The 21,638-nt window shown below is 68.1% G+C and carries 11 protein-coding genes; 4 read left to right on the top strand and 7 right to left on the bottom strand.

The window, feature by feature from the left end; all coding sequences use genetic code 11:
* Nucleotides 1-264 precede the first annotated feature (264 nt).
* Together MJ777_RS07890 and MJ777_RS07885 are read right to left on the bottom strand one after the other, a co-directional pair.
* Nucleotides 265-2,151 (bottom strand): NAD(P)/FAD-dependent oxidoreductase, encoded by a 1,887-nt coding sequence (locus MJ777_RS07890; RefSeq protein WP_239374624.1) that lies wholly within the window; start codon nucleotides 2,149-2,151, stop codon nucleotides 265-267.
* A 48-nt stretch (nucleotides 2,152-2,199) separates the two neighbouring features.
* On the bottom strand, nucleotides 2,200-3,264 hold the full coding sequence (locus tag MJ777_RS07885; RefSeq protein ID WP_239374621.1) for a RimK family alpha-L-glutamate ligase: 1,065 nt from the start codon (nucleotides 3,262-3,264) through the stop codon (nucleotides 2,200-2,202).
* 179 nt (nucleotides 3,265-3,443) lie between these two features.
* Between MJ777_RS07885 and MJ777_RS07880 the strand changes: the two genes are divergently transcribed.
* Together MJ777_RS07880 and MJ777_RS07875 are read left to right on the top strand one after the other, a co-directional pair.
* The gene (locus tag MJ777_RS07880) at nucleotides 3,444-4,142 is read left to right on the top strand and encodes an RraA family protein (RefSeq protein ID WP_239374618.1); all 699 of its coding nucleotides are present in this window, start codon (nucleotides 3,444-3,446) and stop codon (nucleotides 4,140-4,142) included.
* Entirely contained in the window at nucleotides 4,139-5,224 is a 1,086-nt protein-coding gene (locus MJ777_RS07875; RefSeq protein WP_239308739.1) for a class I SAM-dependent methyltransferase, read from the top strand. The genes MJ777_RS07880 and MJ777_RS07875 overlap by 4 nt, the downstream gene beginning before the upstream one ends.
* A 229-nt stretch (nucleotides 5,225-5,453) precedes the next feature.
* On the opposite strand, the gene MJ777_RS07870 is transcribed toward MJ777_RS07875, so the two are convergent.
* From MJ777_RS07870 to MJ777_RS07855, 4 genes are all read right to left on the bottom strand, one after another.
* Complete coding sequence (locus MJ777_RS07870; RefSeq protein ID WP_239374615.1) at nucleotides 5,454-8,219, bottom strand: LuxR C-terminal-related transcriptional regulator; 2,766 nt, start codon at nucleotides 8,217-8,219, stop codon at nucleotides 5,454-5,456.
* 326 nt (nucleotides 8,220-8,545) lie between these two features.
* Complete coding sequence (locus MJ777_RS07865) at nucleotides 8,546-9,052, bottom strand: MarR family winged helix-turn-helix transcriptional regulator (RefSeq protein WP_239308737.1); 507 nt, start codon at nucleotides 9,050-9,052, stop codon at nucleotides 8,546-8,548.
* 35 nt (nucleotides 9,053-9,087) lie between these two features.
* Nucleotides 9,088-12,366, bottom strand: coding sequence for a fused isobutyryl-CoA mutase/GTPase IcmF (gene icmF / locus MJ777_RS07860; RefSeq protein ID WP_239374612.1), 3,279 nt, complete (start codon nucleotides 12,364-12,366; stop codon nucleotides 9,088-9,090).
* Between the two features lie 144 nt (nucleotides 12,367-12,510).
* Nucleotides 12,511-13,722 (bottom strand): enoyl-CoA hydratase/isomerase family protein, encoded by a 1,212-nt coding sequence (locus MJ777_RS07855; protein WP_239374609.1) that lies wholly within the window; start codon nucleotides 13,720-13,722, stop codon nucleotides 12,511-12,513.
* Between the two features lie 99 nt (nucleotides 13,723-13,821).
* Between MJ777_RS07855 and MJ777_RS07850 the strand changes: the two genes are divergently transcribed.
* Nucleotides 13,822-15,444, top strand: coding sequence for a CoA transferase (locus MJ777_RS07850; protein ID WP_239374606.1), 1,623 nt, complete (start codon nucleotides 13,822-13,824; stop codon nucleotides 15,442-15,444).
* Nucleotides 15,444-16,940 carry an amidohydrolase family protein gene (locus MJ777_RS07845; protein ID WP_239374604.1) on the top strand — a complete coding sequence of 499 codons (1,497 nt, stop codon included), beginning with the start codon at nucleotides 15,444-15,446 and terminating at the stop codon, nucleotides 16,938-16,940. The genes MJ777_RS07850 and MJ777_RS07845 overlap by 1 nt, the downstream gene beginning before the upstream one ends.
* 319 nt (nucleotides 16,941-17,259) lie before the next feature.
* On the opposite strand, the gene MJ777_RS07840 is transcribed toward MJ777_RS07845, so the two are convergent.
* Nucleotides 17,260-19,767, bottom strand: coding sequence for a TIR domain-containing protein (locus tag MJ777_RS07840; RefSeq protein ID WP_239374601.1), 2,508 nt, complete (start codon nucleotides 19,765-19,767; stop codon nucleotides 17,260-17,262).
* Nucleotides 19,768-21,638 lie beyond the last annotated feature (1,871 nt).

Here is a 21,638-nt window from a genome sequence, read left to right as displayed (position 1 = left end):
GCTCTAAGTGGTCGGCGCCGGAAGTTCATCCAGGGCCTGCCGGCGCCAGGCGGCGCCTCGCTTCGTTGTCGTCGGCCCCGGTAGAACACCGCTACCGGGACCTCCTCCGCCTCGCGACGCATCCACCTGACATCCGACAACCCCCGAAGGACTTCCAGCGCCGACCACTAAGGCGGAAATCCAAACGCAGATCGTGAATAACGTACCGACCACGCATGAAGCCGTGCTGCGGTTGCCAACCTCGATCAGCTCCGGTTTTCGACGTCATGGCTCCGTTCGTGCTGGCCGGCGCCCGCCGCGGAGCCGGTGCAGCGCCTTCAGCCGCGCGGTGTCGGCCGCGTCCAGCGCGTAGCAGGCGAGAAACAGCGTCGCGAGCAGGGGAGCGCGTACCTTCAGCACGAGTGAGAATCGCTGTGACGCGGTCAGCGGCAGCGCGTTGACCCACGAGCGCGCCCACGGCTTGCGGAGCTTTCTTGGGGCGACGAAGTCCGGCCCGGAGATCTCCACCCGCGCCGAGCTCGGCTTGCCAAGCAGCCGCCATGTGCCACTCGGCAGGCAACGGGTCAGCGACAGCTGGCAGAACACGCTGGGGCCCATGATGCCGTGCTCGAGCCGCCACCGGGCCCGCTCGCCGAGCGTGGCCTGAAAACGTTCCACTCGACGGCGGAACGCCCGTTCCGTCGTCCAGTGCCCCAGCTGTCCCCTCGAATAGAACAGGCGGTTCTCGCAGAACTCCCGGTCCTTCCTGCTGGTCTCGTCCTCCTTGGAGGTGTCACCGCCGGTCGCCGCCAGCCAGTTCGTCCAGCGGTACCGGGCTGTCCCGGTCGACCAGATGACCGCCCAGTCGAGCATGTGTGACAGCAGGAAGAAGCGTGGGTCGGCGATGGCGCCGCTGTACTTCTCCTGGACGAAGCTCCTGATGGTCAGCCAATCCTCACAGGTCGCCCTGTTGACCCGGTCGATGTAGCCGGTGTCGAGGCAGGCGTGCCGGAGGTCCTTCTCGATGATGTTCGAGACATGCCACATGGTCTGGCAGGACTGGCCCAGTCCCTGGCTGTAGTAGGCATCGATAATCGAGGACGCGTCGCCGAGTATCGCGTACCGCCTGGGGTGGACGAAGGTGTCCGTCACGTGTTGCACGTTGCGGTACATACGGAACTCGAGCAGGTTCTCCCGGCTGAGCACTCCGTCGAAGACCGGGTATTCGGCCAGCGCCGCGAAGAACTGGTCCTTGGGGCCGCCTTTCTTCGGCGGCTTTTTCTGGTCGTAGGTGATGCCGACGCTCACCCGGCCTCCCGAGAGCCGGATCACCCAGATCCAGTGGCCGTCGCCCCACAGGTGCAGGGTGTACAGGTCTCTGCGGGTGGAGGTGCCGTCCGCGGTGGTGTACCGCCACACCGGTTCGAACATCTCGTCGGTGATGCCGGCGAACTGCCCCCACAGAGCTGTGGTCTGGAAGCCGTCGTTGAGCACCCGTGATTCGGCGCGGTGACCCAGCTTGCTCGCTAACATCCTGGTCCGGCCGGAACAGTCGATGACCCAGTTGGCGTGGACGCTGCCCTGTGTCTTCGCGGAGTGGTCGGCCCAGGTCACCAGATGCGCGTCGGTGCCGGTCCCCGCGATCTCGACGCCGGTCACCCGGGCGGCGTCCAGGAAGCGGATATTGTGCCTGCTGTGCACGGACTTGCGCAGCAGCTCTTCCGTGTCGGGCCGGCAGATCTGCTGGTCGACCACTAGCGCGCGGAACGCGAGCTTGTTTTTTGCGATCTTATATAAGTAGTGGTCACGGAAGTCGTCATGCATCTCCCGCAGCGTGAACTCCGACATTGCGGCGACGACCCATTCCGACTTGGGCCGGAACTCCCGCTGGCCGTGGGCCCCATAGGTAAACCAGACACCCAGCTTGACGAAACAATCGTCGTTGAGGAAGTCATCAAGATCACCGATGATACGGGGAACTCCGGTGGAGACCAGGAACGACTCGCCCACCTTGTAGCTGGGTTTTTGGTTGACCACGTCATCGATGACCGTCACGTCCATCCCGCGTTTCGCCAGTCCCAGCGCGGCGAGCAGCCCGACCATGCCCGCTCCCACCACTACAACCTCGGTACGCGTCACTTCCGTCGTCGCCGGGTGCGCAAGGCTGTCCATGTGCCGCTCTCCTCAGGTCATGCCTGTTGCGGTTCAGGCTGTTGCGGTTCAGGCTGTCGCGGCGACCCCGAGCATGCTGCGGGCATAGCGGTCCAACGCACCGCCCTCACGCAGGAACAGCCGGGGGGCCACCAACTCGCATTCCAATAGCTGCAGGCTGCCGTCCGGGGCGGGCAGCGTGTCGATCCGTGCGTACCGCAGCTGCTCGAACCATGAGCACAGCAGGCTATGCAGCTCCTCGGCCCAGGCGATGTGTGCGGGTGTGGCCTCGAGACGCTTGTTGACGCCGCCGAAGGACTCGTGCGCAATCCAGCCGTTCTCGGCAACCGACTTGGCGATCGCATGGCTGTACCGTCCGCCGATGAAGACGAAGGATGTCTCGCCGCGAGTGGTGATCTCATCGACGAAGGGCTGCACGCTCACTGTCGTCATCGCGGTCAGCTCGGCGAACCGGCGCTCGGCGTTGCTCCCAGCCACCGCGTCGGAAGCATCGGGCAACGTGAAGTGTGGATGGTCCGCGGTGGGGTCGGGGTCATCAGTCGGGGTTTCGGCCCGGGTCACCCGGAAGGCGTTCCAGCCGCGAGCCGACAGCGTCGGCTTGACCACGGCGCGCCGCCACCCGGTCCGCTCCAGGATGGCGTGGAGGGTGACCGGCGTCCCCCGGGACACCCACTCAGTCGGCACGACAGGGACCCCAGCGTCGGCGAGCCTGGGCAGATAGTCGAACTTGTCCAGCCCCCTGGCCACGAGTCCGGGCGGGTTGACCACCGGAAGGCCGCCAGGGGCGTTCGCCCGCACCCGCGCGCAGAGCGCGTCGATACGCGGGATCAGATCCGGCTCCAGATGGAAATAGCGCAGCATGCGCAGGCTCAGCAGGTCGATGCCGCTCCAGTTGATCTGATCCGCATCGGCAAGCTTGACGATCTCCACATCCGTGTCGTGCCGGGCGAAGGCGGCCTCCACATCGGGAAGGTCGTCGTGTGGGACCGTAAGACAAAGGTACGCGATTCGGCGTCGTCGAGTCACCCGGATGCCCTCCGCTGTCAGACGGCCAACGGCGATGATCACCGCGGCAACAACGGAGACGCTAGTAGCACCGTCCTGGGCGGACATCCGTGTCCACGTCGGAGTTAAGGCCAGATGACACCGAATTAACGGATGGTGTCCACGACACGCGATGCCGCCGCCGGCCCCCGGCTGCCGAGATCCTGCCCGGCGCCCTGGGTTTGGCGCCGGAACCTTGTCTGGGACGGCCACGACGAAGCACTGTCCGAACCGTGGATGTAGACGAGGTGTCATACCCGAATTCACCCAAAGACGTCAGCGGCTCCCTGCTATGGAGCCTGAACGACACCGTTACCTGTTCGACGATCGCCGACGCGATGGACGCCCTCCATCGTGACGGCGCGGTGACCGGTCTGCGTCGGCTGACCGGAAGCGGGCTGGTCGTGGGGCCCGCTTTCACTCTGCGCTATGAAGTCGTGTCCGCGGATTCGCCGGGCAGCATCGGCGACTTCGTCGACGACGTGCCCGCCGGGGCCGTCATCGTGATCGACAATGCGGGCCGTGACTGGTGCTCGGTGTGGGGCGACCTGGTCACCACAGTTGCCCATGCGCGCGGCGTCGCGGGCACGGTGATCGATGGAGCCTGCCGGGACGTCGCGGGCAGCGCCGAGATCGGCTACTCGATCTGGGCCGCGGCCACCTGCGTCATGTCCGGGCGCGGCCGGGTCAGACTGGCTGCTATGCAGGAGCCGGTCACCGTACGGGGCACCTCCGTCGCTCCAGGAGACTGGGTGTGTGCGGACGAATCGGGAATCGTCGTTGCCCCGGCCGGGATGGTCGACGCCCTCGCCACCGAGATCCGCCGGATCGATGATCTGGAGGGCCGGGTACTCGCCGCGGTGCGGGCAGGCATACCGCTGTCCGAGGCCCGAGCCGCCAACGGTTACCACCGCCTCGGCGCCTCCGCGCGGGGAGGCCGGGCATGACGGGGCAGGATGCCATCACCGGGGAATCGGCCCGCACGGTACATCGGCCCGCCCACGCGGTCCCGAGGCAGGAGATGACGGGGCATGCTCTGCCTCGGGCTGACCCGGGGGACCAGCGATCCCAGCTCCGGGCGTTACGAGAGACCTGGCCGCACGTGTACGCGCTGATCGACGAGGAACGCGCCCTCGGCCTGGCCGCTGATGGGGAGCGTGACGACTTCGGTTCCGCGAGGCATGGCGGCCGAGGCGAAAGCTACGTCGACGCCCAACAGGCACACCCGCAGGCGCGGATCATCGGTATCCGGCACCTCATGGCCCTGGTGATCGGCCCAGCGGGCGGCGATCGGCCGGTCATTGTGGACCTGCTGGGCGGCGATGGGCTGCTCCACCGGGTCTGTCTGCGTCCCGACATGCCCGACGCGACGGTCGTCACCTGTGACGCGGCCTCGTTCATGGTCGCCCGTGCGTGGGCGGCGGGTGTTCCGGCGGTCCGGCAGCGTGCCCAGCGGCAGGTATTCCGCTCGGGAAGCGTCGACGGTGTGCTCCTCGCATACGGCAGCCACCACATACCGGAGCCGGAGCGACAGGACGTGGCCGACGAGGCGTGGCGAGTGCTGCGGCCCGGGGGCAGGTTCGTGCTGCACGACTTTGCCGACGGGTCGCCCGTGGCGGCCTGGTTCCTGGATGTCGTGGACAAACAGTCCGCGACCGGTCACCGCTATGCGCACTTCACCACTGAGCAGATGCGGGAGTATCTTGTGCGCTCCGGTTTCCGCACGGTGACGACGAACTGGATGTTCGACCCGATCGTGGTGACCGCTGCCTCGGAACGGGCGGCACAGGCCGCGCTGGGCCACTACCTGGTGCGGATGTACGGGCTGGACAAGCTGGTGGCGGCTCATGGGCCCGAGGGCGCCTCGATGATGGCGTTCGAACTCGCCCGCCAGATATTCCGGTTCGACGGCAGGGGAAACGGCAGGGGAGACCATGTCGGTGAATGCGTCGTCGAGCGGCTGGGCCCGTCGCAATGGCGGTGCGTCCTGCCCCGCTTCGCCCTGGTCGCCGTCGGGACGAAGCCCTAGCGGTCGCCGCCGGGAGTCGTCGGGGTACGTCGGGTGCCCAGACGGATGCGTCGCGAGGCGGCCCAGGCCCCGGTAGCGGTGTTCTACCGGGGCCGACAAGCCGGGGTACCCGTGCATCGCGAAGCGATGTGCGGGGAGCGATGACGCGAGGCGCCGGCTGGCGCCGGCGGAGCCTGGGCGAACTTCCGGCGGCGACCACCAGCCGCCCGGACGGCGTGCGGCCGTCGCGTCAGGCCACGTCGCTGCTCTGGACCGCCGTCCCATTCAACGGGCCGTTCATGTTCGTCGTGCCTGACGGCTCCGTCACGGGCAGGTCCGTGCCGGCATGACGGAAGCGGGCCAGGTCAGCGCGGTTCTGGCAACCGGTCTTGGTCAGCAGATTCCGCAGATGGGACTCGACGGTGCGCGTGGATAACACCAACCGGTCCGCAACCGACTGATTGGATAATCCACGCGCGACCAGCTCCAGCACATCCATCTCCCGGGTGGTCACGCCGACCCTTGCCAGGGCATAGGGCACGGTGGCCGCGCCTCTGCCCCTCCGCGGGACCGGGGCACCGATGCGGCGCAACGACTGACGTGCCTGCTGGACCAGCCGAAGGTGTCCGCAGGAGCCAAAGTAGGCGATCGCCTCCTGCAGCCACTCTGCCGGAGCCCCCCAACCGGCGTCGGCGGCCGCCTCCGCCACCGCGAGCTGGCCCTGCTGCCTGCACCAGTCGAAACCGCGCAGCAGCCGGACCGCCTCCGCGGCCCACAGCTCGGCTTGCGCGCGGTCCCCCGCACGCCCCGTCACGACGGCCAGGCCGAACGCGCCGAGGCCACGGTCGGCCGTGGACAGCAGCGGGTCGGCCGGCGCGGCGGTCCCCTCGAGAGCATGGGCGAGCCGCCGCAGCCCCGACCAGCAGAAGGGAACGTGGGCCTCGGGGAACACGCCCGCCTCGGCCCGCGCGTCGAGCGCCCTGGCCAGGGCCACCATGTTGTTCGCGACCAGCGCCTCCATCGCATCCACGAGCGTGTGGTCGCCGTCCATGCCGCGCTCCGCGCCAGCGCACTCTGATTCGGCTATTCTCACCAGGCGCAGCAGTCCCTGCGCCTGCCCGAGTAAGTGGGGCAGGGACAGCCGCCGTGCTTCGAGTCCGGCCGATTCAGCCCATACCTTCGCCTCGTCGCCGTTGCCGGACAGCAGGAGGGCCTGCGCGAGCCTGATCTCCAGCCGTGTCGTCAACGCCCGCAGCCCCGTCCGGTCCGCCAGCTCCCGCACGGTTCGCAGCTCGTGGGTGTCGGCCGTGATGAGCATCCGCACGACGGCAGTGCCCGCCCTGGCATGGATGTCCCAGTAGGTCATCCGGTGTAGGACCGCAACCCTGGCCAGCCTGGTGTACGCCCGTCGCGTCGCGGCGATGTCGTGCCGTTCAGCGGCACAGCCCAGCACGTCCAGTGCCTCGCAGACCAGAGCGGGCAGCGCGAGATCCAGAGCGGCTCGCAGCGCGCGCAGGGCCAGCCGTCGCGCCGTCAGGTCATCGGCCAGCGTCAGCGCGGTGGCTGCCGCCCGGAGCAGGACCCGTACCTGGTCCATGCTGTCCACCAGCCCGCCGGGCCCGCAACGTCCCGGACCGGCGCTGGTGCCGTGCGCCTGCACGCTGGGGCGCAGAAAGGACAGCAGCGCCCGTTCGGCCCCGGCGTCGCCGATACGGGACACGATGTCGAGCTGCTCCGTCAGGACCTCGGTGTGCTCCGGCGAACCCGGAGCCAGGATCGCCGCGGCGCGCTGGAGTTTCCGCCGTGCCAGCGACAGATCGGTCTCCGCCTCGTGCCGCGCCTGGTCACGGAGAACCTCGGCCACCGCGCGGCCCAGCGAGCGCACCTGGTCGGGGGGCATCGTGCGCCGGATCACCTCGCCGACGAGCGCGTGCCGAAACCCGAAACCGTCCCGGTCCGCGAGCGGACACGCCTGCACGATATCCAGCTCAACAAGCCGGTTGATGGAGCGTTCGGTCATGCCGGCGGGAAGCCGGGTGATCTTCTCCACGGCTTCGGCTCCGAACGTGGGGCCCAACAAGCTCATCACCCGCAATACGTGGCGATCGTGATCGTCCAGTCCGGCCATCCGCAGCAGGAGCCGGCTGGCGAGCGGACGGGGAACCTGCGCGGTGAACAGGTCGCTGACGGTGGCCATCGCGGTGACGTCGCCACCGGTGGCGATGGCATCACCGCTGGTGGTGATGGCGGTGGCGAGGTCGTGGACACAGTCGAGCAGGTCAAGCAGGTGGAGTGGAACGCCGTCGCTCCAGCGGCGCAGGAAGTCGATGACCTGTGGGTCCGGGGCGGGGATGCGATGGCGGACCAGTTCCTCGACCTCAGCGGGAGCCAGCGGGGGGATGATCCCGTCGAGGTAGTTCAGGTTGCCGCAGATCTCCTCGACCATCGGCCATTCGAGCCGTGCTGGTGATTGCGCGGTGCCTACCAGTATTAACGGAACCTCATCGAGGTGGTCGGAAATATAGAACAGCACCTCCTGGGTACGGGGATCGGCGTGGTGCAGGTCCTCTACGACCACGAGCGCGGCCGGTTCCCCCGGCCTGCTCGTCCACCGCACAATAAGCTGCTCTGCCACCACCTCCGCGGGAGTACGCTGCTCGCATTCGACGGCGTCTGGTAATTTGCTGCCCACCCGCAGTAGGGATTCCCGCAGGGATCGCAGGGGAGATCCGCCGGGCACACAACGACCGCGGAAGGTAACCATCCCCTTCTGCTCGGCCCGGTGGGTGAAAATCCTGGCCAGATGGCTCTTGCCAATACCGCGTTCACCGCTGAGCAGGTATCCGCCCCCGCGTCCGGTCTTGGCCGCCCGCAGGACGAGGTCGTCGAAATAAGCCAGCAGCCTCTGTCTGCCCACTGACCACGGTGTCGAGGTGGCGGGCCAGGACGGTGTACTCCGGCCCGGCCCGCGTGCGGCCGTCGGGAGCCGGCCGGCCCCCTGTGCTGGGATGACCATTGGCGACCTCCTGCAGGGGTGCGTTCAGCCAGATCGGCCGCCACCGCGGTGTGCGCATCGGTGCGGTGACGGCCTGTTGTGTCGCACCGGCGCACCCACTCGCTTCACAGTGCTGGGAATCGCCGATGTGACGAACATCCACGGGTTGAGCCGATCGATGGAATCTGCGTTTGTACCGTCATCAGGAGTGACACATCAGGAGTGACACACCAGCCCTACCGACATCTGTGATGGATGAACCACGCAGCCAGATATCAACAGTGCCAGAATGCGGGCCGTCAGCTTATCGAACTGTGACGGTTGTGAAAGCCATCAGCCGGCAGAAGTCAGAAGTCACCGGCGCGGCCGCGGAACTCCCTCAGGATGTCAACGAGCGACGTGATCTGGCCAGGGGACAGATCCGGGCTGGCGAAGACGCTCTCGTTGAGCCGGTCGGTCGCCGCCGCCGCGACGTCGCGCCCCGCCGCCGTGATCTCCGCCAGGGTCGCCCGCCGGTCTGTCGGATGCGGGATGCGCCGGACGAACCCCTGCGCCGCGAGCCGGTCGACCGCACTCGTCACGCTGGTCGGATGCACCTGTAGGCGGTTGCCGACCTTGCTCATGGGCAAGGACCCGGCCCGGCTGAACAGCAGCAACATCAGCAGTTCGTAACGAGCGAAGGTCAACTCAAACGGACGCAGCACCTCGTCCACCCGGGCCAGGATGATCTGCTGCGCACGCATCACGGACGTGACCGCGGCCATGCTGTCGGCGGTCTGCGCCCATCCGTGCGCTGTCCATTGCCGACGCGCCTCCTCGATGGGGTCGAACGGCAACGGTTTCGGAGAGGACACGGACACCTCAGGCGCGGTTGGTCCCTGCACGGGAATCAGACGTTACGACGATACCGGCCACCGACCTCGAAGAAGGCATCGCTGATCTGACCGAGCGAGCAACAGCGGACCGCGTCCATGAGCACGTCGAAGATATTCTGGCCGGTCGCGGCAGCCACGCGCAGCCGGCGCAACGCCGCCGGCGCCTCCTCGGCGTGGCGGGCGGAGAAGTCCGCGAGCCGGGCGAGCTGGGAGCGCTTCTCATCCTCGGTGGCGCGCGCGAGTTCTACCGGGCCGCGCGGATTGTCGCCGCGGCCGGTGCCGGCATCCGCGTCGGGGGCAGGGGCGAGAAAGGTGTTCACCCCGATGATGGGCAATGTGCCGTCATGCTTGCGCTGTTCATACAGCATGGACTCGTCCTGGATGCGGCCGCGCTGATAGCCGGTTTCCATCGCGCCGAGCACACCGCCGCGCTCGGAGATCCGCTCGAATTCGGCCAGTACCGCCTCCTCTACGAGGTCGGTGAGCTCGTCGACGATGTAGGAGCCCTGCAACGGGTTCTCGTTGCCCGCCAGCCCCCATTCGTTGTCGATAATCATCTGGATGGCCAGTGCCCGGCGGACGGAATGCTCGGTCGGGGTGGTCACCGCCTCGTCATAGGCGTTGGTGTGCAGGCTGTTGCAGTTGTCGTAGATGGCGCACAGGGCCTGCAACGTCGTCCGGATGTCGTTGAAGTCCATCTCCTGCGCGTGCAGGGAACGGCCGGATGTCTGCACGTGGTATTTGAGCAGCTGCGATCGTTGCGACGCTCCATAGCGCTCGCGCATCGCCACCGCCCAGATCCGCCGGGCGACCCGGCCGAGGACGGTGTACTCCGCGTCCAGCCCGTTGGAGAAAAAGAACGACAGGTTCGGCGCGAAGTCGTCGATGGCCATTCCGCGCGCGAGGTACGCCTCGACATACGTGAAACCGTTGGCGAGGGTGAAGGCGAGCTGGCTGATGGGGTTCGCGCCGGCCTCCGCGATATGGTAACCGGAAATCGACACTGAATAGAAGTTGCGGACGCCGTGGGCGATGAACCACTCCTGCATGTCGGCCATGGCACGCAGGGCGAACTCGGTGGAGAAGATGCAGGTGTTCTGGCCCTGGTCCTCCTTGAGGATGTCCGCCTGCACGGTGCCCCGCACGGTCGCCAGCGCCCGCGCCCGGATGCCCGCGGCCTCCTCGGCGCTGGGCTCACGGCCCTGTTCGGCCCGGAACGCCGCCAGGCGCTGGTCCACGGCCACGTTGAGGAACATCGCCAGTATCGCCGGTGCCGGGCCGTTGATCGTCATGGAGACGCTCGTCGTCGGTGCGCACAGGTCAAAGCCCGCGTAGAGCTCCGCCATGTCGTCCAGGGTCGCGATCGAGACCCCGGAGGTGCCGACCTTGCCGTAGATGTCGGGACGCGCCGCCGGGTCGCGGCCGTAAAGCGTGACCGAGTCGAACGCCGTGGACAACCGGGTGGCCTGCGACCCCCGGGACAGCAAGTGGAACCGGCGGTTCGTCCGGAACGGGTCACCCTCACCGGCGAACATCCGGGCCGGCGCCTCACCGGCCCGCTTGAACGGGAACACACCGGCGGTGAACGGGAATCGGCCGGGCAGGTTCTCCGCCCGCAGGAAGCGGACGAGCTCACCGTGGTCGTCCATCCGGGGCAGCGCCACCCGCGGTATGGACGTGCCCGACAGGGTGACCCGGCGCAACGGCGTGTGGATGTCCTTTCCGCGCACTGTGTAGACGAGTTCCTGACCGGAGTACTCCGCCACCGTGGCCGGCCAGTTCGCCAGCTCCGCACCGATGGCGGGGTCCAGCGCCTTCTCGGCGCCGTCGATGAGGGCGTCGAGCGCGCTGTGATCGTGGCCGGCGGCGGCGAGCTCGCGCCGGGCGGTGATCAGATGCTGGCGTCGGCGCGCCGCCTCGGCCTGCCGGGCGCTGTGCAGGTGGTAGGCGCGGACGGTCTCGGCCACCTCGGCCAGGTAGCGGACCCGGCCGCGCGGGACCACCGTCGCCAGCCCCGAGGAGGCCCTGACTGTCACCGTGGGCAGTGCCCCGGCGGCGAGCGGTAGCCCCCTGGCCGCGAGCAGCCCGGTCAGGTGCTGGTAGAGCGCGGTGACGCCGTCATCGTTGAACCTGGCCGCGCTGGTCCCGAAGACGGGCATGTCCGTCCAGGGGACACCGAACGCCTCCCGGTTGCGCACCAGCTGGCGGGCGACGTCCCGGCGGGCGTCCTCAGCGCCCGGCCGCTCGAACTTGTTGATCGCCACGACGTCCGCGAAGTCGAGCATGTCGATCTTCTCAAGCTGGGAGGCGGCACCGTACTCGGGTGTCATCACGTAAAGGGCGACGTCGACGAGGTCGACGATCCCGGCGTCCCCCTGGCCGATGCCCGGTGTCTCGACGACGACCAGGTCGTAGCCGGCGGACCGGCAGGCGGCGATCACATCGCCGATGTGTTCGGGCAGTTCGCCGCCGGCCCCCCGGGTCGCCAGGGAGCGGAAGAAGATATTGGCCCCGCCGTCGGCGTCACCGAGCACGTTCATCCGGATGCGGTCGCCGAGCAGCGCGCCGCCGCCGCGGCGACGGGTCGGGTCGACCGCGATAACGGCGATACGCAGTTTGTCCTGCTGGTCCACGCGGAAGCGGCGCAGCAGCTCGTCGGTGAGGGAGGACTTCCCGGACCCGCCCGTCCCGGTGATGCCGAGGACGGGAACCTCGGTGCGCGCCGCCGCCCGGAGCTCGGCCGCGAGTTCGGGCGAACGGCCGGCCTGGAGCACGGTGATCGCCCGAGCGAGCGCGGCCTGCTCACCGGCGAGGACCGCGGGCAGCGGCGGGGGCTGTTCGGCCAGATCGACGTCACAGCCGGCGACAATCATATTGATCATTCCGAGGAGGCCGAGGCGCTGCCCGTCCTCGGGTGAGAAGATCCGGGCGACACCGCGGGCATGCAACAGGGCGATCTCCGCGGGGACGATGACGCCCCCTCCCCCGCCGTACACCCGCACGTGGCCGGCGCCGCGCTCACGCAGCCGCTCCACCAGATAGGTGAAGTACTCGATATGTCCACCCTGGTAGGACGACAGCGCCACCCCGCTCGCGTCCTCCTGGACCGCGGCCGTGACGAGCTCGTCGACGCCACGGTCATGGCCGAGGTGGATCACCTCGACACCCTGGGAGCACAGGAGCCTGCGCATGATGTTGATCGCCGCGTCATGCCCGTCGAACAGCGACGCGGCGGTGACGATGCGCACCGGGTGCTTGGGCACGCGCGGGGCTGACCGGTCGGCTGTGTTCATCCCTGTGACCCCCCGGGCCCCACGGCAGGCTCGCTCCGCCGTCGGTAGTTGGACAACGGATAGTAGGACGTCCACATAGTAGACGTGAAACCGTCTGACCGCACCCACCGAAATCCCGGATCAGTTATTGATCAATCGATCCCATCAGCCAGCACAATCGTCGACAAGCCCCCAGCGGACAGCGGTCACCACGTCGCACGGCTCACCGGTCAGCGCAAGCCATGCCGTCCGGGCGGGCCCGATCCGGCGGGTGATGCTCACGGTGCCGCCCGCGCCGGGCACCAGCCCCATACCGACTTCCGGGAGTCGGAAGACCGCGTCCCGGGCGGCGACCACATGATCGGCAAAAGCGGGCAGCTCGACGCCCGCGCCGACGCACGCCCCATGGACGTGGGCCGTGACCCGGCCGGGAAACCGGACGAGCTCAGCCGCCGCGCCGGCAGCGACCCGGATGACGTGCGCGGTCGCGGGGTCGGGCGCCGTACCGAACTGGCTGAGGTCACCGCCGCTGGAGAAGGCCGGCCCGGCCGCGTCGAGCAGGACCTCGGTGATGTCCCCATCGGACCGTGCCGCCCGCAGCGCGGCGACGAGCGCGTCGCGGGTCGCGGTGTCGTAGGCGTTGCGGACCTCGGGCCGGTTCAGCGTGAGGCGAAGCTGACCGCCGGCCCGGCGTACCCGCATCGGCTCGGCACTGTCGCGGTGGCGCATCGGGCCGCGGCCCGCGAGCCAGGCCGTGAACTCCGGGCCGGCAAGCAGGGTCGAGTACGCCAACGACTCGGCCACCAGCCCGTCCAGCGGAGCGAGCGTCGCGGTCAACCGCAGCAGACCGACGAGAGCGACCGCGGCGAGCGGGTGCGCACGCACCTGGCGGACGAGCCGCGCCAGCGCGTCCGCGAGGTCGTCCACGTCGACCGCGCCGGGTGTCCCCGCTCGCGCACCGGCTTTCGCGATCTCACCCGTACCGGCCGTGAGCAGGATGTCCGGCGCTCCCACGGCGAGGCCGGTAGGCGGGCAGCCCCCGGCGACCACCCCTACGATGACGATCGGCGGGCGGGCCTGGGCGAGCCGATCCAGCGCCGCGGTCACCACGCCGGCCCGAGCCATTACCGAACCTGTCGGCAGGTCCGTCGCCGTCGGCAGGTCCGTCGCCGTCACCGGGGCCATCGTCGGGGCCGGGGCCATCGTCAGGTCGACGGCCAGCAGTGGCACACCACCGAGGACGTCGACAAGATCAGCCGGGGACGCCGCATCCACAAGATCAGCTGCCACATCGATCGGCAGCACGCCGACCGGGAACCGGTCGACCGACGGTACCGGTGTGGCAGATGCTGCCTGGGCGACAGGTGGGATCGGCACGGGCAAACGGTAGCGGGTAGCCACCGAGGAACGAACTGAGACGACCTTGCTCCTAGCACCGGTCCAGGCCGACATCACCATGGGAGGCAGGGAGGTGGGATGGTGAGCCTGCCCCTGTCCGGGATGACCGTCCTCACCTCGGATGATCCACCCGCCGGCACGGTGGATGCGGGCGGAGCCCGGGTCGGCTCCCCCGCGCTGGCCGCAGCTGTCGAGCTGTTGCGCGGCCTCGGCGCGGCGATCCCACGGTTGGGCACAACCGCGGCCCCTGCCGCGCGCCCGGCCGTCATGGCCGCGCTCGGCCCCATAGCCGTGCTCGACCCTATGGTCGAGCTGCCACCGGCTCTGACCTGGGCGCGATCGGGCGCGATGGCGTTGACAGGCCCGGCGGGCGGCGCTCCGCTCGCGCCCGAGCTGCCGGTCGTGCCGCGCCTCGACGGTGCGATGGCCGTGTTCCGGCTGCTCGCGGCGGCACGCGGCCGGCGCGTCGAGGTGGACGCGGGGGCGCTGCTCGGCGAACGGGCCGCGATCAGCCGGCTGACCCGCGGTGGCCGGCGGTCCGCCGGCGGTGCCGCCCGCCTGCTCCCCACCCGGGACGGCTGGGTCGCGGTCAACCTGGCCCGCAGCTCCGACCGTGAGCTGCTGCCGGCCTGGCTGTCGATCGCCGGGAAGGATCACGACCGGGACGACCATCCGGTGGGGCTGTGGGATGCGGTCACGGTCGCGCTCGCCCGGTTACCCACTCACGATGTGGTCGAGCAGGGGCAGCTGCTCGGCCTGCCGGTGGCCGCGGCCGCCCAGCCGAAGGACGCGGCCCAGGACGACCAGGCCGCCGCGCGCGGCCAGCGCTTCCCGTTCGCGCCGTTCCTCCTCGACGGCATACCAATCTCCAGCGCATCGACCGACAGCACCCCGACCGGGACGGGCCACCGACCCCTCCCACCGACGAGACCGATCCTCGTCGTCGACCTGTCGTCGCTGTGGGCCGGACCGTTGTGCGCGCACCTGTTGGGACTCGCCGGCGCCCGGGTGATAAAGGTCGAGAGCACCCGGCGGCCGGACGGAGCGCGGTCCGGGCCGCGGGCTTTCTTCGACCTCCTGCACGCCGGCCACGAAAGTGTCGCGCTCGACCTGCGCACGCCTGACGGCCGGGCCGCCCTCGTCCGCCTGATGCTGCGGGCCGACGTGGTGATCGAGGCGTCCCGGCCGCGGGCCCTGGCCCAGCTGGGCATCGACCCGGCCGGCCTGCTCGCCCGCCATCCCGCGCTGACCTGGGTGAGCATAACCGGCTACGGCCGGACCGGACCGTGGTGCCAGCGGGTGGCCTTCGGTGATGATGCGGCGGCCGCCGCCGGCCTGGTCGCGGTCGGGCCGGACGGGACGCCGATGTTCCTCGCCGACGCGATCGCCGACCCGGTGACCGGCCTGTACGCGGCGGTCGCGGCACTCGCGTGCGTGGTCGGCGGCGGCGGCCACCATGTCGACATCGCCCTGCGCGAGGCGGCGGGTTCGCTGCTCGGGACCCGCCCGAGGCTCCCCCGGCGCGACCCGGCCGCCCGATGGTCGCCCGGCTCCGATCAGGACGAAGACAACCCCAGCGGGTGGTTCGTGGCGGCCAGCGGCTGCCGGCGGCCGGTCCTGCCGCCCCGCCACCGGATGCCGGCCGGTACCGCGCCGGAGCTGGGCGCGGACACCGCGCGCGTCCTCGCGGAGCTCGCCTGATGACAACCGGCCACGACGACCGAATTCTGATCATCAACGCGCGGGTCGACGGGCGGGGCTGGACAACATCGGTACGGATCGGCGGTGACCGGATCGTCGCCGTCGGCCCGGAGCTGTCCCGCCTGCCCGGCGAGTACGTCGTGGACGCCCGGGGCGGCATTCTCCTTCCCGGCCTTCATGATCATCATATCCACCTGCTGGCCCTGGCCGCCGCGCACGGCTCGGTGCTCTGTGGCCCGCCGGCCGTACGCGACCGGGCGGCACTCGCCGCGGCCCTGCGCTCGGCCGCGGCGCGGACCCGGCGAGGGGGCTGGGTCCGCGGCGTCGGTTACCACGACAGTGTTGCCGGTCCGCTGACCAGGGATGATCTCGACACGATGGTCGCGGATGTCCCCGTGCGGGTACAGCACCGCTCCGGGGCGTTGTGGATGCTCAACTCGGCTGCCCTCGCCGCGGCCGGCCTTGACGATCAAGCAGGTGCTGCCGTCAGCGCGCCGCCCGGAGCCGGGCGCGGCCCGGCTGGACGTCCCGACGGCCGACTGTTCCGGCTGGACGGCTGGCTGCGCGAACGGCTCCCCCCCGCGCCGGCTCCGGATCTCAGCGCCGTCGGACGGCAGCTCGCCGCGTTCGGCGTCACCGGCGTGACGGACGCCACCGCCGGCACCGGGCCGGCCGAGGCTGAGCTGCTCGCCGCCGCGGTGACCCGCGGTGACCTCCCGCAACAGCTGACCCTGACCGGCGGCCCCGAGCTCACGCCGCTGGAGCACCCACGCATCCGGCTGGGGCCGGTGAAGATCGTGATTGACGAAGGTGAACCGGTCGAGTTCGACACGCTCGTCGCCAAGCTGCGTGCCGCACGGGCCGCCGGGCGGGCGGTGGCGGTGCACTGCGTGACCCGCGCCGCGCTCGTCCTTACCCTCACCGTCCTCAACGTCCTCAACGCCGGCGCCGACGTCGACACCGAGGCCGACGCCGAGGAAGCTGGGACCGCTCACCCGGGGGACCGCATCGAGCATGGCGCCGTCATCCCACCGGATCTGGTGGATCAGCTCGTCGAGCGTGGCCTGACCGTCGTCACCCAGCCGCACTTCATCACCGAGCGCGGCGACGAGTACCTCAACGAGGTCGACGGCGAGGACCTCCCGTGGCTGTACCGCTGCGCGGGATTACAGCGCGCCGGGGTCGCGGTCGCCGCGGGCACGGATGCCCCGTTCGGCGATCCGGACCCGTGGCGGTCGATGCGTGCCGCGGTGACCCGGCGCACGGCGGCGGGAAACCTGATCGGACCAGGTGAAACGGTTGACCCCGCCGCCGCCCTTGCCCTGTACCTCGGCGATCCCGCCAGCCCCGGCGGGCCGGCGCGACGGGTCATCCCCGGCGCTCCGGCGGACCTCTGCCTGCTCGCCGAACCCGGCCCGGCCGCGCTGCGGACGCTGAGCGCGGACCTGGTCACCCTCACCATCGCCGCCGGACGGATAATCGCCGACAACCGCTGACCGGCCTGACCGCCCTGACCGCCCTGACCGCCCTGACCGCCCCAGCCAGGCAACGCTGCCCGCCAGCTCAAACAGAATCACGAAAACGCGGTTGGCCTTGACGGCCATGAAAAGCGCACGGCAACAGGGGCGTGGATCAAGGAGCGAGGTTGGGTGCGTGCGTCGCGAGGCGACGCACGGAGTCACCGGAGGTGGTGGGTGACGACCGACGAGCCGGGGTACCCGTGCATCGCGCGACGATGGTTGGGAAGCGATGCGGCGAGGTGCATGCCCCAATCCCGGATAACCCCGGCGATGCCGCGTCCTCTGTTGCCGGTCGCTAATGGCTGCTTTCTCCAGAGCTGGCGGGCGAGGGGGCGCGTATAGGGCTCAACGGGTGGTTCCAGCAGTCCATTGGCTGTGGATCGGGTCCCTCATCAGGGCCCCGGAGGACGAATTTGCAGGTCTGGTCATCGGCGGCTTCCAACGTGTCCGGAGAGGCCGGGACCGACCCCGACGGGGTGGGGAGCGTGGCGCTGGACAGATCCACCCGTAGGACCGTCAGCGCCTTGTCGGTCGCGACCCGGGACGTCCGGAAGTCCACCCGGCCGGTGACTCCATCAAAGACACCACCGCGAATATACCCAACGATCTTCATCCAACTGATGCCCTCGGCCGGGTCAAGCTTGTTCACGGAGTCAAGGAATACTTGAACGGAGTCATACACCAGCCCGACGCGCTCATCCGGCCATGTACTGGCTGAAGACGACATACCGGTGGCACGGTAGGTGGCATCGAGCCGTCGGCAGAAATCGAGAAAGCGCGCGCTCTGCTGAGCATCGTGGAGAAACTCCAGATCGCCTGCCATCAGCTCGTTCGTCAGGCACTTCTTCCCGGCGAGAACCACGGGCGCCGCCCTGGAAATATATCGTATCGGCACGTTGTAGATATTCTTTCCAGCGTATTCAAGAACAAACCTGCCGACAGTGCCGTCGGCGAGCAGAAGAATGTTCTTCTCGCCGATACACTCCGCCATTCCTTTGAGGAACTCGCCGAACTGTTCCTGTCTACCGGTATAGAAAATCAGATCATCCGGCCGCTGGGTCGTGCACCTCTTCTGAAACTCACTTTCCAGCTGAGCGCTGATGTCCGGACCGGAAGCGGCACCCCGGCCGGGTGACATGTTCAGGTTCTTGTCCCAGCCCCGCCGGTCGACCGAGAGACCGATCTTCAACCGCGCGGCGACCTTCGGCACCTCCTCGTCGATGTCCTTCACCAGTGTCGAAACATACGTGTCATCGTCGTCTGGACGCGGCACCGCACCATTTTCTCCAGGCTCACCGGGGTAGTAGACCGTGATTCTTTTCTTGTTGTTCCGCCAGGCATACAGCGCTACAAGCTGCGCGTCGCGCCTGTTCGCGGGCACCATCTGGAAGTATCTCTCCGACTGCCGGTCAACGCCATCGGCAGAAAGGCCATGGGCGATCACGGGAATGTTTTCCATCCCCAACGTCCTGATTGCCTCAAGGGTGACCGGTGTACTGCGGTCCATACCAATGACCCCGATGACCCGCTCCCCCGGAGTTGCGGCGAGGGGAACTATGTATTTCTGGGTGACCATGGCTGCCTGTCCCATCGCCTCGCCACCGTTTGCGATCACAACACGCAACGCAATGCGATAACGGGACGGATCATCCTTCGCTCCCACGCACGGACCGGTATTCCCGAACTGGTTCAGCTGGCGCTGCCAGGTCAGCAGCGCCAGCATCTCCGCCATCTGGGGATCGGCCCAGCCCGTTCCCGGCGTCGATGCGGGCCTCCGGGTGAGAGAGCCGAAGTACACCAGTGTGACAGAGCGCCGCCGTTCTCCCCCAGGCCGCTTATCGAGTTCGTCCGCACACCTGTTCTGCTCGAAGATTTTTTCTTGGATATCCCGGAGCCGGACGACCGACGGATCGTCACCCACGCCGAAGGTGAATCCACCCGTGCTGTAGCCGACGCACTCCCCGTCGTCGGCCTTGGTCACCGCGACGCCTGGCCACGGCTGACAGCCATCGGGCGAACTGGGGCTGGACGGCCAGAGCCGCCAGGCCAGCAACGCCAAAAACGCCAGAAACACGACGGCCCCGGATGCGCCCAGCGGCAACCGGTGCGCCCGTATCCACGGCCGCACCCCCGGAAGGAACGATGCGGGGTTATCCATATCCGGCTGACCGGACAGGGACGACGAGCCGGCCGCCACTAATGGGAGGCTGTTGTTGTCCTCCCGCGGTAGGTGTGGTAAGGACGAACCTGGTGCCGCGGTCGCGCCGGGGAAAGGCGGAGGCGGCTTCTCAGACGCGCCCGACGGCGGGGAACTGGCACGGCTCGGGGGGAAGGGAGACGGCTCTGCGGGCTTCCCTCGTCCCTTAATCGCCATGGTGATCCCGTCGAGGAGGACGCGTCGGCAGACGTCCTCGTCGGTGTGACCGACCAGGTCGATCGGCTTAATCTGGCCGAGCAGCCCCGGCAGCGGACAGTCTTCCAAGCGAATCGGCAGGAGTTTGCGGTCAAAGCCGAGTGGATCATCGGCCCGGGCTGCCTGCCATTCCGCCTGCTCGGACACGGAAGACAGGTAAGCGCGGGACAACAGAACGATGGTCCGTCGGGCATGGGTGACGGCCCAGTCTATGACAGCTACCCAGTTCGACCCGGGCACGCCATCCCATGCCTGGAGCAGCACCCGGTAGCCGACGTCTTCGTCTTCCAACTGGTAGGCGATCCACTCCGCCCATGCGCGGTCAGCCGGGGCATAGGAAAGGACGAAGTCCCGCTCCGGTGCCGACGTCGTGTCCTGCCCGTTCCCCATATGACCATCAGCCCCCGGATCTCCTGCGCCGCCCGTATCCGTCGAGCTTTCCACGCACCGTACCGGGCCTTATACGCGGGTCGGCAGCCGACCACATCCCAGCCGCGGAGCTGACCGCTGGCCTCAGCGCAGGCGCATCCCCCGCACGAGCGACGTACGCCCCGAACCGAAGGTGAACATATGCCGCCGGAACATAGCATCAGATAGTTAATCCGGCATCATCGTGTTCATTTCGGCGACACCTCCACAGTACGGATCTTGTTCTGTTCCGGCCCGTGGCGGTCAAGCATCCGGCTTGTCGCCAGCCAGGGGGGCTGTCCACCACCAGCCCCGCCGGTCGCAGCATCACCCTCCTCACCGGCTAAGAGCGCCCGAGGATAGGGCGTTCGATCAGCGAGCGGCTCATCCGCGCCCGATCCGGCAAGGCGGAGGAGGAAGGCGCCCTGGTGTTGGGCGCCGACTGAGGACAACGCGGCCGGGCGGGATGCGGGGAGCCGCGAGCCGGACAGTCCTATCCTCGGGCGCTCTAAGAGAGCATCTCGTCCAGATAGGAGAAATTTGTCGGGTGCCGTACACGGCAATTATCGGGATTTAGGAACGGCGAGGTGGGGCATCGACTCACCTCGCCGTCGTCTGCACCGCCTGAGGCGGCTCTGACGCGGGACGGTTCGACTCTGCCCCGCCTCACCACCGCCAGAAATCCGACTGAACCATCGCAAAAATGAACGAAATGCTCTCTAAGAACGACCGGCAACAGGGGACGCGGCGTCGCGGGGCTGGGGCACGCACCTCGCGTGATCGCTTCCTATCCCCATCGCCGCGCGATGCGCGGGTACCCCAGCTCGTCGGTTGCCACCCAACACCCGGCTGGCTCCCTAACAAGGTCACCGAGCCGGCCGGGTCCGTCTCGATACGGAAGGAGAGAGGCCCATGGACATGACGATGCCCCCGACCCGATCATCTCGGACGGAGGCATCGTCGCCACATCAGAGCAGACACTTACCGGCAGACCGAATAGACCATGGACACAGTCAACCTCCCACCTATCTGCTACCCAGAAATTACCTTCAGCAAAATCGAAGATCAAACCCTCTACGCAGCCGGGGACGATCCAGATCGATCAACATATATAAATCCACTGGCTGGACGGAACCAACCGAGGCCACCAGCATCCACGTTCACCCAGACCATCAAGCGATCTGGATATTTATCATCCTCATAGAATGCGTATGTCTTAATACGAATTGGCGCATCTCCGATCAAACTCTCGCAGTACGTTGGCTCAAGAAATTTTTGCACTTCTTCAAATGAGATGCCAGAGAGATCTGACAGCTCGTCCTCGACCCGCCTCTCTAGTTGCCACCGCGGAATCTTTGAGCGTCTCATGAATTGCGCCACAGCCTGATGAAAGGAAGTCGACGACTCTTTGGGCGCCCCTTCACACCTTTCCTCCATGTGTCTACCTGCCAGTGAGATCTGTTACCGAAGACCTTGAACGGATGAACATCCACATCATAGTGCACTTTAAATTGCCTAGCACCGTGAGCATTGCGTCCTATTATTCGACCTTTAGATATCCCCGCTCGCCAGCCATCCCAGACAGCGGGTTTTGTATTCCGAGCAACACGTAGCGCCTGCCCCCCTCCAGTGGCCGCGCCTAACGCACCGCCAACTACCGCAAAAACACCGAAGCCCATCCAGCTCCAGTCGCTGGTTCCCGCGTTCTCCGCCGCATAAGCCGCGGCACCGGCCGCTATGCCCACCGCGACACCACATACAACCGTAGCCCCGCATGCGACGGCACCGATCACACCGGCCGCGACAGCTGTAAACGTGAGGACCGACCGCCAGCCCCACTGACCGTTAAGATC

The organism is Protofrankia sp. Cj5 (genome assembly GCF_917627405.1).
Classification (GTDB): domain Bacteria; phylum Actinomycetota; class Actinomycetes; order Frankiales; family Frankiaceae; genus Protofrankia.
Note: the sequence above shows the minus strand (reverse complement) of the source record. Positions and strands in the feature narration are given on the sequence as shown.

Bases quoted from the DNA above. Each gene is read 5' to 3' on its own strand.
- MJ777_RS07890 (WP_239374624.1), bottom strand. From the start codon at position 2,151: ATGGACAGCCTTGCGCACCCGGCGACGACGGAAGTGACGCGTACCGAG.
- MJ777_RS07885 (WP_239374621.1), bottom strand. From the start codon at position 3,264: ATGTCCGCCCAGGACGGTGCTACTAGCGTCTCCGTTGTTGCCGCGGTG.
- MJ777_RS07875 (WP_239308739.1), top strand. From the start codon at position 4,139: ATGACGGGGCAGGATGCCATCACCGGGGAATCGGCCCGCACGGTACAT.
- MJ777_RS07870 (WP_239374615.1), bottom strand. From the start codon at position 8,219: ATGGTCATCCCAGCACAGGGGGCCGGCCGGCTCCCGACGGCCGCACGC.
- icmF (WP_239374612.1), bottom strand. From the start codon at position 12,366: ATGAACACAGCCGACCGGTCAGCCCCGCGCGTGCCCAAGCACCCGGTG.
- MJ777_RS07850 (WP_239374606.1), top strand. From the start codon at position 13,822: ATGGTGAGCCTGCCCCTGTCCGGGATGACCGTCCTCACCTCGGATGAT.
- MJ777_RS07845 (WP_239374604.1), top strand. From the start codon at position 15,444: ATGACAACCGGCCACGACGACCGAATTCTGATCATCAACGCGCGGGTC.
- MJ777_RS07840 (WP_239374601.1), bottom strand. From the start codon at position 19,767: ATGGGGAACGGGCAGGACACGACGTCGGCACCGGAGCGGGACTTCGTC.